This is a genomic window from Variovorax paradoxus (assembly GCF_029919115.1).
Lineage (GTDB): Bacteria > Pseudomonadota > Gammaproteobacteria > Burkholderiales > Burkholderiaceae_C > Variovorax > Variovorax paradoxus_O.
Genome location: NZ_CP123990.1, coordinates 1,399,864 through 1,413,215, shown reverse-complemented (window position 1 = coordinate 1,413,215; position 13,352 = coordinate 1,399,864). Strand labels below are relative to the sequence as shown.

The 13,352-nt window shown below is 66.9% G+C and carries 12 protein-coding genes; 6 read left to right on the top strand and 6 right to left on the bottom strand.

Annotation, left to right across the window (positions count from 1 at the left end; all coding sequences use genetic code 11):
- Positions 1-48: 48 nt before the first annotated feature.
- Together QHG62_RS06975 and QHG62_RS06970 are read left to right on the top strand one after the other, a co-directional pair.
- Positions 49-291 carry an acyl carrier protein gene (locus tag QHG62_RS06975; protein ID WP_281150151.1) on the top strand — a complete coding sequence of 81 codons (243 nt, stop codon included), beginning with the start codon at positions 49-51 and terminating at the stop codon, positions 289-291.
- The gene (locus tag QHG62_RS06970) at positions 288-1,496 is read left to right on the top strand and encodes a beta-ketoacyl-[acyl-carrier-protein] synthase family protein (protein WP_281150150.1); all 1,209 of its coding nucleotides are present in this window, start codon (positions 288-290) and stop codon (positions 1,494-1,496) included. The genes QHG62_RS06975 and QHG62_RS06970 overlap by 4 nt, the downstream gene beginning before the upstream one ends.
- Here QHG62_RS06970 and QHG62_RS06965 read toward each other — a convergent pair.
- Entirely contained in the window at positions 1,493-2,401 is a 909-nt protein-coding gene (locus tag QHG62_RS06965; RefSeq protein ID WP_281150149.1) for a LysR substrate-binding domain-containing protein, read from the bottom strand. The two genes, QHG62_RS06970 and QHG62_RS06965, sit on opposite strands and share 4 nt — an antisense overlap.
- Before the next feature lie 153 nt (positions 2,402-2,554).
- Between QHG62_RS06965 and QHG62_RS06960 the strand changes: the two genes are divergently transcribed.
- The 3 genes from QHG62_RS06960 to QHG62_RS06950 all read left to right on the top strand — a co-directional run bounded on the left by QHG62_RS06960 (position 2,555) and on the right by QHG62_RS06950 (position 6,666).
- Complete coding sequence (locus tag QHG62_RS06960; RefSeq protein ID WP_281150148.1) at positions 2,555-3,907, top strand: M20/M25/M40 family metallo-hydrolase; 1,353 nt, start codon at positions 2,555-2,557, stop codon at positions 3,905-3,907.
- A 112-nt stretch (positions 3,908-4,019) separates the two neighbouring features.
- On the top strand, positions 4,020-5,762 hold the full coding sequence (locus QHG62_RS06955) for a SulP family inorganic anion transporter (RefSeq protein WP_281150147.1): 1,743 nt from the start codon (positions 4,020-4,022) through the stop codon (positions 5,760-5,762).
- Between the two features lie 19 nt (positions 5,763-5,781).
- Entirely contained in the window at positions 5,782-6,666 is an 885-nt protein-coding gene (locus tag QHG62_RS06950; RefSeq protein ID WP_281150146.1) for a LysR family transcriptional regulator, read from the top strand.
- A 6-nt stretch (positions 6,667-6,672) separates the two neighbouring features.
- Here the strand turns inward: QHG62_RS06950 and QHG62_RS06945 are convergent, their stop codons facing one another.
- The 5 genes from QHG62_RS06945 to clpB form a co-directional block, all read right to left on the bottom strand.
- On the bottom strand, positions 6,673-7,242 hold the full coding sequence (locus QHG62_RS06945) for a DUF3299 domain-containing protein (protein ID WP_281150145.1): 570 nt from the start codon (positions 7,240-7,242) through the stop codon (positions 6,673-6,675).
- A gap of 210 nt (positions 7,243-7,452) precedes the next feature.
- On the bottom strand, positions 7,453-7,860 hold the full coding sequence (gene arfB / locus QHG62_RS06940) for an alternative ribosome rescue aminoacyl-tRNA hydrolase ArfB (RefSeq protein WP_281150144.1): 408 nt from the start codon (positions 7,858-7,860) through the stop codon (positions 7,453-7,455).
- Between the two features lie 16 nt (positions 7,861-7,876).
- Entirely contained in the window at positions 7,877-9,061 is a 1,185-nt protein-coding gene (locus QHG62_RS06935; RefSeq protein WP_281150143.1) for an acetyl-CoA C-acyltransferase family protein, read from the bottom strand.
- A gap of 86 nt (positions 9,062-9,147) precedes the next feature.
- The gene (locus QHG62_RS06930) at positions 9,148-9,492 is read right to left on the bottom strand and encodes a hypothetical protein (RefSeq protein WP_281150142.1); all 345 of its coding nucleotides are present in this window, start codon (positions 9,490-9,492) and stop codon (positions 9,148-9,150) included.
- Between the two features lie 6 nt (positions 9,493-9,498).
- A complete protein-coding gene (clpB, locus tag QHG62_RS06925; RefSeq protein ID WP_281150141.1) occupies positions 9,499-12,120 on the bottom strand; it encodes an ATP-dependent chaperone ClpB in 2,622 nt (873 codons plus the stop codon).
- A gap of 110 nt (positions 12,121-12,230) precedes the next feature.
- Between clpB and QHG62_RS06920 the strand changes: the two genes are divergently transcribed.
- Positions 12,231-13,223 carry a Bug family tripartite tricarboxylate transporter substrate binding protein gene (locus QHG62_RS06920; RefSeq protein WP_281150140.1) on the top strand — a complete coding sequence of 331 codons (993 nt, stop codon included), beginning with the start codon at positions 12,231-12,233 and terminating at the stop codon, positions 13,221-13,223.
- Positions 13,224-13,352: the final 129 nt, after the last annotated feature.

Below are 13,352 nucleotides of genomic sequence, written 5' to 3'. Positions count from 1 at the left end.
GGGGTGGCGATCGATCAGCGGCTGGCACACGACAACAGGCATCGCACGATGAGTTCGCTGAAGGAATTGCAGGACCTGATCCACGAGAAGTACGGCATCGAGCCGTCAAAGCTCGACCCCAATGCATCGATGCGCGAAACCGGCGGACTCGATTCGCTGGCATTGGCCGAGTTCCTGTTCGCCATTGAAGACCACTTCGGCATCACCATGCCCGACGACGACGCGAACATCGACACGCTGGGCGAGTTGGCGTCGCTGGTCGACAAGGTCAGGGCCGCGAAAACAGCGTGAACCACGAGGTCTGCGTCACCGGCCTAGGCGTCATGGCGCCGCACGGCGGCGAGCCCGATGCGCTGTTCCAGGCGCTGCTCGATGGCCAGTCGGCCATTCGCCCGATCTTTCCCGAGCTGCCCAAGCCCGCTGCCGCGGCCACGGTGGCCTTTGATGAAACACGCTGGTTCACCAAACTGCAGCTCGCCGGCGTCGACCGGGTCAGCCAGCTTGCCGTGGCCGCCGCCGATCTTGCGCTGCAAGACGCGGCCTTCGACCGTGCCAGCGCCGATCCCGAGCGCATCGGCGTCTATGCCGGTTGCGGCATGGGCGGCGCCGCGGCGCTCGAGGCGGCCTACCGCGGCGGCATGCGCGTGCCGCCGCTCACCATTCCGGCCTTCATGCCCAACGCGCCCGCGGCGCACGTGGCCATGCGCAACGGGGTGCAGGGGCCGGTGCTCACCTATTCGGTCGCTTGTGCGTCCTCGTCGATTGCCATTGCCGAGGCTGCCAAGGCCATTCAACGCGGCGAAGTCGACCTGGCGATTGCCGGCGGCAGCGAGGCGCTCATCGTGCCGGGCGTGGTGCTGGCATGGCAGGCCATGCAGACGCTGGCTACCTTCCAGCCCGGCGAAGCGGCTGGCGCGGTGCGGCCGTTTGCGAGCGACCGCAGCGGCTTTGCACTGGGCGAAGGCGCAGCCTTCCTGGTGCTCGAATCCGTCGAACGCGCACGCGCCCGCGGCGCCCGCAGCTATGCCACGCTGGCCGGCTGGGGCCTGAGCAGCGATGCCACCCACCTCACCAAGCCCGACGCACCGGGCCAGGCGCGCGCGCTGCGCCAGGCGCTGCGGCAGGCCGGACTCGCGCCGCGCGACGTGGGCTACTGCAATGCGCATGGCACGGCCACTCGCATCGGCGACGTGGTCGAGCGCAACGCGCTGGCAGAGGTGTGGGGCGACGACTTCGACCGGCTGCGCGTGAGCTCCACCAAGGCGCTGCATGGCCACATGCTCGGAGCAGCGGGTGCCGTCGAGGCGCTCATCACCGTGCTCGCGCTGCACCGCAGGCAATTGCCGCCCAATGCCAACTGCAACGAGATCGATCCGGCCTGCAGCATGAACCTCGTCTCACAGCACGACACCAGCGCACCAGCCATCGAAGCGGCCATGAGCAACTCCTTCGCTTTTGGCGGCACCAACTCCGTGCTGCTCTTCCGCCGCGCCTAACCGGGCGGCAGCTGCTGCGGAGCCCCGGCCTCGCAGAGCCACGCCACGAACGCCTCCGCCAGCGGGTCGGCCGCCCTGTTCGGCGGCATGAAAACGCTGTAGCCCCGGCTTGACGGCGCCCGATGCGGGGAGGCCAGCACCAGCTCTTGCGAGCGCAGCTCACGCTCGACGAAATAGTGCGGCACCAGCCCCACGCCAAGGTCGGCGCGCACCGCGGCCACCAGGGACGAAAACAGATCGAAGCGATGCCCCGCCACCAGGTTTTCAGGCGGCCGTGCATGCGCCGTCTGCGCGAACCATTCTTCCCATGCGCCCATGCGGGTGCGCAGCTGCAGCAGCGGCGCAGCACGAAAGTCGCCGCGCGCCATCGCGGCCCGGCCCTTCGCGTGGGGCGAGCACACCGCAACGCAGAACTCGTTCATCAGAGGCCGCGCATTGGCTCCCGGCCACACGGCGTCGTCGTACTGCACACCAACGTCGAAAGGCATGTCTTCCATGTAGAGCTCGGTGGGAAAGACCTGCAGGTGCAGGCTGCAACCCGGATGCCGTGCAATGAACTGCGGCAGGCGCGGCAGTAGCCAACCGTCTGCCAGCACCGGCACCGCACCCACGATCAGGCGCAGGCCGTCCGTGTGCTGCGCCATGGCTTCGAGCGTGTGGTTCTGCAGCCGCAGCAGATCGCCGGCAATCTGGCCGTGGTAGCGCCGCCCGGCGTCGGTGAGCTCGGTGCCGCGCGCGGTGCGCTGCACCAGCCGCACGCCAATCTGCGACTCGAGAAGCCGCAATTGCTGGCTCACTGCGCTGTGGGTGAGGCACAGCTCCTCGGCAGCCTTGCCTACCCCATGGTGGCGCGCCACCGCATCGAAGATCAGCAACGCCCGAGTGCTCGGAATGTGACGGCGCATGGCTGAATGGTTAGAAAAACTGACATGGTCAAAGATTAAACCAGAGCAGGCAAGCCCCATGCCCGGAAGAATTGCTGACGGCGACGCGCCGGCGGCGCCCTCGCCTCCTCTTGCGCCGCATGCTCTTCAATTCCCGAAACAGTCCCTCACACCATGCCCTACCCCGCGTCTTTTCGCCTTGCTCCCGTCGTTCTCGCCCTGGCTTGTGCTGCCGGAATCGTCCACGCACAAACGGGCGCAGTGACGGCCACGCCTGCACAGGTCCGGCCCGAAGTCGACAAGGTCTACACGGAGCTCATGGCTTCGCCCGCAATCCAAAAGCTGCTCGACGCGGTCAAGGCCGACCATGAGCGCGCTGTCGAAGACCTGAAGATGCTGACCGAGATCGAGGCGCCTCCCTTCAAGGAACAGAAGCGTGCCGAAGCCTTCCTGGCCCGCATGAAGGCGCTGGGCCTCACCGATGCAAGGATCGATGCCGAAGGCAACGTGGTCGGTCTTCGCAAGGGCACCGGCAACGGCCCCAAGCTGCTGGTTTCTGCGCACCTGGACACCGTGTTCCCCGCCGGCACCGACGTGAAGGTGAAGGAGCGCGACGGCAAGCTGTATGCACCCGGCATTTCAGACGACACGCGCGGCCTGTCGGTGCTGCTGTCATGGCTCAAGGTGCTCAACGACAACAAGGTTCAGACGGTGGGCGACCTGCTGTTCGTGGGCAATGTCGGCGAGGAAGAACTGGGCAACCTGCGCGGCATCAAGGCGATCTTCCGCGACCACCTCGACATCGACGGCATGGTCGGCCTTGAACCGGCGGCGGACGGCACGGTGCTGATGCTGGGCACGGGCAGCCACCGTTACGAAGTGACCTTCAAGGGGCCTGGCGGCCACAGCTTCGGGGCTTTCGGCCAGGTGCCCAGCGCCATCCACGGCATGGGCCGCGCCATTGCCAAGATTGCCGAGGTTCGCACGCCCAGCTTTCCAAAAACGACGTTCACCGTCGGCACCGTGGGCGGCGGCACGTCGGTGAACACCATCGCGCCGGATGCACGCATGGCCATCGACATTCGCTCGGACGACATGGCGCCGCTGCTCGAAACCGAGAAGAAGATTCTCGCTGCCATCGACGAAGCCGTGGCCGAGGAGAACAAGCGCTGGAACGTGACCACGCTGAGCGCCAGCAACAGGCTGATCGGCGACCGGCCCGGCGGCCGCACGCAGGCCGATTCGGTGATCGTGGAGGCTGCCACGCGCTCGAACACCGCCTTCGGCCACAAGACCCTGCTGTCCGGCGCGAGCACAGATGCGAACGTGCCGATGTCGCTCGGCATCCCGGCGATCATCATCGGTGCCGGCGGCAAGACCGGCGGCTTCCATGCGCTGTCCGAGTGGATCGACGTGACAGACGGCTGGAAGGGTGCGCAAAACTCGCTCGTCACCGTGCTGGGCCTCGTCGGGGTGCAAGGCGCGAGCGCGCCGCTGCTGGAAAAGCGCGCGCCTCGCAGCAAGTAGCAGCGGGCGAGGGGCGGCCGGCCCCCGGCTCTCCGGTATGCTGGCGGGCGCCTCTCCATCCTCGCCCCCCGCGCACGTGCCGTCCGCTTCTGCCGTGCGCTCGTAACGCTTCATGAATCCGGCCGCCCGCTCTTCCTCTTCATCGTCTTCCTTGCGCCACCGCATCGCGCGCTGGGTTCCGTGCCTCGCGTGGCCCCGCCCCTCTGCCGCGCTCTTGCGCAACGAGGCGATGGCCGGCATCACCGTGGCGCTGATGGTCATTCCGCAAGGCGTGGCCTACGCGGCGTTGGCGGGCATGCCGCTGGTCACCGGCGTGTACGCGGCGCTTTTTCCGGCGCTTGTTGCGGTGATCTTCAGTTCGTCCCAGCGCCTGTCGGTCGGGCCCACCGCGCTTACGAGCCTGCTGGTGGGCGCCTCGCTCGCGCCGCTGGCGGTGCCCGGCAGTACCGACTGGGTGGCCATGGCGGTGTGGCTCACGCTGATGTCGGGGGCCATCCAGATGGTGTTGGGCGCGGGCCGCTTCGGCTGGCTCCTGCGGCTGGTGAATTCACCGGTACTGATCGGCTTCACGCAGGGCGCGGCAGTGCTGATTGCCATCTCGCAGTTGCCGGCGCTGCTCGGATTCACGGGCCGCACCATTGCGCAGGTGCTGCGGGGGGGCCCGCTGCCCGACATGGTCGCGATTGCCTTCGGACTCGGCAGCATGGCCGTGCTTTGGCTCGGCAAGCGCCTGGCGCCGCGCTTTCCGACCACCATGGCGCTGGTGGCAGGTGCCGCCGCCATCAGCTGGACCATCAACTACGCCTTGCGCGGCGGCGCCGTGGTGGGCAGCCTCCCCTCGGGCCTGCCCTCCTTCTACTGGCCGGGCCTTCTGCCCTTGAACACGTTCAGCGCGCTGGTCTTGCCCGCGCTGATGATCACGCTGGTGAGCTTTCTCGAAACCGCGTCCAGCGCCAAGGTCGACAACGCGCGCGCCGGCACGCTGTGGAACGAAAACCAGGACCTGATCGGCCAGGGCCTGGCCAAGCTGGCTTCGGGCTTCTCGGGCTCCTTTCCCACCAGCTCGTCGTTCTCGCGCTCGGCCATTACGCTGTATGCGGGCGCGCAGACCGGCTGGGCCACGCTGTTCAGCGTGATCGTGGTGGCCGGCGCATTGCTGTGGCTGATGCCGCTGCTCTACCACGTGCCCCAGGCGGTGCTGGCGGCGGTGGTGGTCACGGCCATTCTCGGGCTGGTCAAGCCGGCGAGTTTTGTTGCGCTGTGGCGCGTGTCGCGCATCGAAGCCGGCATCTCGTTCGGCACCTTCGTGCTCACCATTGCCACCGCGCCAAGCATCTACTGGGGCGTGCTGGGCGGGCTGCTCGCAAGCATGGCGCACTACATGTACCGCCACCTGCATCCACGCATCATCGAAGTGGGCCTGCACCCCGACGGCAGCCTGCGCGACCGCCACCTCTGGAAGCTGCCGCCGCTGGCGCCGCATCTCCATGCGCTGCGCATGGATGCCGAACTCGACTTTGCGTCGGCCTCCACGCTCGAGCGCGCGCTCACCGTCGCGCTAACCGAGCGCCCCGACCTGACCGATGTGTGCCTCTTTGCGCAGCCGATCAATCGCATCGACATCACCGGCGCCGAGGTGTTCGGCTCCATCCGCCGGATGATGGAAACCAAGGGCGTGCGCCTGCACCTGAGCGGCCTGAAGCTGCCGGCAATGCAGGTGCTGGAGCGCGCCGGCCTCCTTGCACCGGGGCCGATGCTCTTCAGCTACCGCACCGATGCAGAGGCACTTGCGGCGCTGACCGAGCCCGCCGAACCAATGCCCCCGCCGCCCTTGCAGAGCGAAGCCGCCTCCTGAGCACGCGGCACGTCTTGCCATGAAGACCACCATCGAAGAACTGGTCGCATTCCGCGCCGTGGTGGACACCGGCTCCATCACCGCGGCGGCCGAGCAACTCTCCCAGACGGTGTCGGGCATCAGCCGCGCGCTGAGCCGGCTCGAGCAGAAGCTGGAAACCACGCTGCTGCGGCGGACCACGCGGCGGCTCGAACTCACCGAGGAAGGCGCGGCCTTTCTGCTGCGCACGCGTGCCATCCTCGACGCCATCGACGAGGCCGAAGAGCAGCTTGCCGCGCGCCGGCAGCAGCCCGCCGGACGCTTGCGGGTGAACGCGGCTTCGCCCTTCATGCTGCATGCCATCGTGCCGCTGGTGCCGGAGTTCCGGCGGCTGTTTCCGCAGATCAGCCTCGAGCTGGACACCGACGACCTTCCCATCGACCTGCTGGAGCGGCGCACCGACATTGCAATTCGCATCGGGCCGCTGCGCGACTCCACGCTGCACGCACGCCCGCTCGGCACCCACCGGCTGCGCGTGCTGGCGAGCCCGGGCTATCTGGAGGCGCGAGGAAAACCGCGCAAGGCGGCCGATCTCGCGGACCATGCGCTGCTGGGTTTTACGCAACCCGAATCGCTCAACCGCTGGCCGCTGCGCGGCGTGCACGGGGACGAATGGACGATTGCACCCACGCTCAGCGCATCGAGCGGCGAAACGCTGCGCCAGCTTGCGCTCGCAGGCGTGGGCATCGTCTGCCTGTCCGATTTCATGACCGCCGCCGACCGCGCGAGCGGTGCACTCGTGCAGGTGCTGTCCAAGGAGACGGTCGACGTGCGCCAGCCCGTCAATGCGGTGTATTACCGCAACACGCAGTTGTCGGCGCGGATCACCTCGTTTCTGGACTTTCTCTCGCAGCGCATGGCCTGAAGCGAATCAGCGCGCCGCTACCAGGGCCTCCACCGAAGCCGACCTGATCTCGTAGCCGCTCACGCCCATATCCGCCGAAGAATAGCGCGCCGCCTTCAGCAGCCCGCTGACCCGCACTGTGTCCATTGCATGCAGGCCCTTCACCGCGTCGGCCGCGATCACGTGCACGATCTGGTTGGCGGGCGGCGGCGGCGTGTGGATGCAGGCGCCGAAGTAAGGCACCAGCAGAAACTCGCGAATGCCGCCCTGCGTGTTGTCCAGCGGAACCACAAAGCCCGAAAGCCGAGCGGCAGTGCCGTCGAGCGCCACGTTGACCGGGGCGTTGTCCCAGACAGCGCGCATCTCGTCGAGCATCTGCACCGCGCGCGGATCGTTGTCTCGCAGCGACTCCAGGCTGATGTCGCGGTAGCGCCTGGTAGGGTCCCAGTTCTTGGGAATGAGCTCTTCCCACTTGAGCTCCTGCACTGCGCCGACCGCAGCCGGGAGGCTGTCTGAGGCCGGTCCGCAGCCCGCCAGGGCCAATGCGCCCAGGGCTAGCAGAAAAGCCGGCAAGGCGCGGCAAACGAGGGCTCTCATGGCCTCTATTGTGCTTGCGGCTCGTGTCCGCCAGCTTAGCGGGGCCTTAAAGCCTTGGTGCGGACCACTAGCCCGGCCCGCCTGCCGCTGGGAGCCCCGCTGTTGCCGAACGCCGATGCACCTGAACTCCAGGCGATCACCGCGGTGCTCGTCGCGTTGCGCCTGATCGGGCTGACTCCTCAGGTCAAGCGGCTGCGCGGTGCAAGCCGGTCAGTCCCGCACCGGACCGCGCAAGTTCTTGATCTGCGAGCGCTGGCTCTTGCCCTCGAGCCGGCGCTGTTTCGAGCCGTAGGTGGGCTTGGTGGGGCGCCGCACGCGCGGCGGCGTGGCCACGCTGTCGACCGCGGCCTGCAGGCGCGCCAGTGCGTCGGCACGGTTCATCTCCTGCGTGCGGTGCTGCTGCGCCTTCAGCACGAAGACGCCCTCTTGCGTGATGCGGCTGTCGCGCAGCGCGAGCAGCCGCTCCTTCACGTCGGCGGGCAGCGAGCTCGCGTGGATGTCATAGCGCAGATGAACCGCGCTCGACACCTTGTTGACGTTCTGCCCACCCGCGCCCTGCGCCCGGATGGCGCTGATCTCGACCTCGTCGGGGTCGATCAGGATGGGTGGGCGGAGCATGCCCGCAAGTGTGCCTTCAAACCCGTTCGAAGATGGCCGCGATGCCTTGGCCGCCGCCGATGCACATCGTGACCAGCGCGTAGCGGCCACCCGTGCGGTGCAGTTCGGCAATCGCCTTGGTGGTGATGATCGCGCCGGTCGCGCCCACCGGATGCCCGAGCGAAATGCCCGAGCCGTTCGGGTTGACCTTGGCCGGGTCGAAGCCCAGCTCCTTGATGACCGCGCAGGCCTGCGCCGCAAAGGCCTCGTTCGATTCGATCACGTCGAAGTCGCTCACCTTCAGCCCGGTGCGCTCCAGCACCTTGCGCGTGGCCGGCACCGGGCCGATGCCCATGTAGGCGGGCTCCACGCCGGCGTGCGCATAGCCGACCAGGCGCGCCAGCGGCTTCAGGCCCAGCGCCTTCACTCGGCCGCCTTCGGCCAGCACCACGGCGGCGGCGCCGTCATTGATGCCCGACGCATTGCCGGCGGTCACGAGCCCGTCCTTCTTGAAGGCGGGTTTCATCTTCGAGAGCGTGTCGACGCTGGTGTCGGCGCGCACGTGCTCGTCGGTGTCGAACAGCACCACGCCCTTGCGTGTTTTCACCTCGACCGGAACGATCTGCTCCTTGAAGCGGCCTGCGGCAATGGCGGCGGCGGCGCGCTGCTGGCTGGCCACGGCCAACTCATCCATCTGCTCGCGCGTGATGCCGTAGCGCGCGGCCACGTTCTCGGCGGTGATGCCCATGTGGATCTTCTCCCACGGGTCATGCAGGATGCCGAGCATGTAGTCGACCAGCACCGCGTCGCCCATGCGCGCGCCGTAGCGGGCCGAGGTGTCGAAATACGGGCCGCGGCTCATCGACTCCGAGCCGCCGCCGATGGCGATGTCGCAATCGCCCAGCGTAATGGCCTGCGCCGCCGACACGATGGCCTGCAGGCCGGATCCGCAAAGGCGGTTGACGTTGAAGGCCGGCGTCTCGATGGGGCAGCCCGCGTCGATGGCGGCCACGCGGCTCAGATAGGCGTCCTTCACGTCGGTGGGAATCACGTTGCCCATCACCACGTGCCCGATGGCATCGGCAGCCACGCCGCTGCGCGCGATGGCCGCCTTGACGGCAGTGGTGGCCAGCTGGGTGTTGGGCACGTCCTTCAGCGAACCGCCGAAAGTGCCGATGGCGGTGCGGGCGGTGCCGACCACAAAGACGTCGCGTTGGGTCATGGAATGTCTCTCCTGGATGAAAAGCGGGGTTCGCCTGTTGCAGGCGGTCGCAGGAGGACGATTTTGAGGGCGAACGGCGCAGCAGGTCAGCCGCGCGAAACCGATTTTGGAGAAACGTCGGTCACATCGCGGACGCTGCCGCGAATGCGTTCAGGACGCGCCACGGATTCACCGCGAGCGCGCGCATTGGCCGTGTCGGCCGCGCTCGGTTCCGCCGGTTGTGCCGCATTGCGAAAACGCTCGAAGCCCGATCTAGGGTTGAAGCGCCCGCCCATCGAAGCCATCCAGGGCGTCACGGGCTTGCCCGTGATGCGCCCCCAGGCGTAGCGAACGCCCCACACGACCGCCAGCAGCGTGACCGCGACGGCGAGGCTGGCCGCGAAAACCAACCCCAGGAGCAGAAGAATGACGCGAAAAATGAAGTTCATCATCCGACTTTAGGCCGCAACGGCCTCCGATGGTTCCCCGGCCTTGGTAAACGAAAAATGGCCAGGGTTCCGGATCGGGTCGGTATTGATTTCGATCGTGTCCTTCGGCCCGAAGCTGCCGTCGAGCAGCAGCTTCGAGAGCGGGTTCTCGATGCGCTGCTGGATGGCGCGCTTCAGCGGGCGAGCGCCGAACACCGGGTCGAAACCGACCTTGGCAATCTCGGCCAGCGCCGCGGGCGAAACCTCGAGCGCCAGGTCCATCTTGGCGAGCCGCGCCTGCAGCACCTTGAGCTGGATCGCGGCAATCGATTCGATGTTCTTCGCGTCGAGCGCGTGGAACACGACCGTCTCGTCGATGCGGTTCAGGAACTCGGGGCGGAAGTGGTTCCGCAGCTCGTCCCACACCGCTTCCTTGATATCTTCGGCCGGCTGCCCCACCATCGACTGGATGATGGGCGAGCCGATGTTGCTCGTCATCACGATCACGGTGTTCTTGAAGTCCACTGTGCGGCCCTGTCCATCGGTCAGGCGGCCGTCGTCGAGCACCTGCAGCAGCACGTTGAACACATCGGGGTGCGCCTTCTCGACCTCGTCGAGCAGCACCACGCTGTAGGGCTTGCGGCGCACGGCTTCCGTCAGGTAGCCGCCCTCTTCATAGCCCACATAGCCCGGCGGCGCGCCGATGAGACGGGCGACCGAGTGCTTCTCCATGAACTCGCTCATGTCGATGCGGATCAGGTGGTCTTCGCTGTCGAACAGGAAGCCCGCGAGCGCCTTGCAGAGCTCGGTCTTGCCCACGCCCGTGGGGCCGAGGAACAGGAACGAGCCGGTCGGGCGGTTCGGATCGGACAGGCCCGAGCGCGAGCGGCGGATGGCGTTGGCCACCGCGCCAATGGCTTCGTCCTGCCCCACGACGCGTTCGTGCAGCTTGTCTTCCATCACGAGCAGCTTGTCGCGTTCACCCTGCATCAGCTTGGCAACCGGAATGCCGGTGGCGCGCGCCACGACCTCGGCAATTTCTTCCGACCCGACTTGCGTGCGCAGCAGCGTGGGCGCGCTCGACTTGCCCTTGTTCGCTTCGCTTTCTTCGGCTTCGCGCAGGCGCTTTTCGAGCGCGGGCAGCTGGCCGTATTGCAGCTCGGCGAGCTTGTTGAAGTCGCCCTTGCGCTTCCATTCTTCGATCTCGAACTTGATCTTGTCGATGTCTTCGCGGATCTTCGCGCTGCCTTGCGCCTGCGCCTTCTCGGCCTGCCAGATTTCGTCGTAGTCGGCGATCTCCTTCTGCAGGCGCGCAATCTCGTCCTCGATCAGGCCGAAGCGCTTCTGCGAGGCCTCGTCCTTTTCGCGGCGCACGGCTTCGCGCTCGATCTGCAGCTGGATCAGCCGGCGGTCGAGCCGGTCCATAACCTCGGGCTTGGAGTCCATCTCGATCTTGATCTTGGCCGCGGCCTCGTCGATGAGGTCGATGGCCTTGTCGGGCAGGAAGCGGTCGGTGATGTAGCGGTCGGACAGTTCGGCCGCGGCCACGATGGCCGGGTCGGTGATCTGCACGCCATGGTGCACTTCGTATTTTTCCTGCAGGCCGCGCAGGATGGCAATGGTGGCCTCGACGCTCGGCTCGCCCACGATGATCTTCTGGAACCGGCGCTCCAGTGCGGCGTCCTTCTCGATGTACTTGCGGTATTCATCGAGGGTGGTCGCGCCCACGCAGTGCAGCTCGCCGCGCGCAAGCGCGGGCTTGAGCATGTTGCCGGCATCCATGGCGCCTTCGGCCTTGCCGGCGCCCACCATGGTGTGCAGCTCGTCAATGAAGACGATGGTCTGGCCTTCGTCCTTGGCGAGTTCATTCAGCACGGTCTTCAGGCGTTCTTCGAACTCGCCGCGGAACTTGGCACCTGCCAGCAGCGCGGCCATGTCGAGCGACAGCACGCGCTTGCCCTTGAGCGAATCGGGCACCTCGCCCGCAACGATGCGCTGCGCGAGGCCTTCGACGATGGCGGTCTTGCCCACGCCGGGTTCACCGATGAGCACGGGGTTGTTCTTGGTGCGGCGCTGCAGCACCTGGATGGCACGGCGGATTTCCTCGTCGCGGCCGATCACCGGGTCGAGCTTGCCCAGCCGGGCCCGCTCGGTCAGGTCCAGGCAATATTTCTTGAGGGCTTGGCGCTGGCCTTCGGCATCCGCGCTGTTCACGCCCTGCCCGCCGCGCACTGCGTCGATGGCGGATTCGAGCGACTTGCGGCTCAAGCCGTTTTCCTTGGCGATCCGGCCGATGTCCGACTTGCTGTCGGCCACGGCCAAGAGGAAGAGCTCGCCCGCAATGAACTGGTCGTTGCGCTTGATGGCCTCTTTCTCGGTGGCTTGCAGCAGCTTGCCGAGCTCGGGGCCAACCTGCACGATGTCATGGCCCTGCACCTGCGGCAGCTTCTTGATCGCCGCCTCGGCTGCATTCGCCAGGCCCTGCACGTTGACGCCGGCGCGCTCCAGCAGGGCGCGCGGGCCGTCTTCCTGGCGCAGCATGGCGACCAGCAGGTGGGCCGGTTCGATATAGGCGTTGTCGTTGCCGAGCGCGAGCGTCTGGGCGTCGCTCAGCGCTTCCTGGAACTTGGTGGTGAGTTTGTCTTGTCGCATGGTGGTATTCCTGCACTCAAAATAGGACTGTTCGGGCGCGATTCAAGGTGTCCGGCGCTTCGGGCACGGCTATTGCACTGTGCCTCGTCATTTTTCGAATGGAGTCGATCATGGTTTTTTCAATGCTGCGCCCTCATCCGGTTCGCCGGGCGCTCGGCGTCGGTCTCTTTGTAGCGGCCCTGGGCCTTGCAGGCGTTGCGCAGGCGCAAGGCACGCCCGTCCGCATCCTGGTCGGCTTTCCGGCCGGCGCGGGCACGGACGCCATTGCACGCACGTTGGGCGAAAAACTCAAGGACGTGCTGGGCGTGCCGGTGGTGGTCGAAAACCGCGCCGGTGCAGGCGGGCAAATCGCGGCCCAGGCGCTCAAGGCCGCCCCGGCCGACGGCCATACGCTGTTCCTTTCGCATGACCACTCGATTTCCATCCTGCCGCAGGTGGTCAAGAACCCGGGCTTCAACCCCGCGACCGACTTCGTGCCCGTGGCCGGCTTCGCCACTTTCGCCAACGTGCTCGCAGTGTCCGGCGGCACGCCGGCCAAGAGCATCGATGAGTACGTGAAGTGGATTCGCACCCAGCGCGGCGGCAAGGAAACCATCGGCATCCCCGCGCCCGCCTCGATTCCCGAGTTCCTGGTAAAGATGATCTCGGAAAAATACAAGATCGACGTGCAGCCCGCGCCCTACCGCGGCAGCGCGCCCATGACGGCGGACATGCTGGGCAACCAGATCACCGCGGGCATTGCCTCGGTGCCCGACTTCATCGAGAACCACAAGGCGGGCAAGGTGCGCATCGTCGCCTCCATCGGCGCCAAGCGCCAGGCCGTGCTGCCCAACGTGCCGACCTTCACCGAACTGGGTTTCTCGAACCTGGAAGACCTGCCCTACTACGGCATCTTCGCGCCCGTGGGCACGCCGCAGCCGGTGATCGACAAGTACGGCGAAGCGCTGCAGAAGGTGCTGGCCATGCCCGACGTGAAGCAGAAGCTGACCACGATGGGGCTCACCGTGGCGTATGAACCGCAAGGCCAGTTCGCGGGCCGCGTGCGCAGCTATACGCAGACCTGGGAGCGGATCATTCAGTCGAGCGGGTTCAAGCCCCTCTGATCGCTCTTGTCCCCTCTCCCTCTGAGAGAGGGTTGGGGTGAGGGCATGTGCCGCGGATGATGCGCTGTGCTCAACAACGGCCGCTTGCCCTCACCCTGCCCTCTCCCAAAGGGAGAGGGAAAGACAATC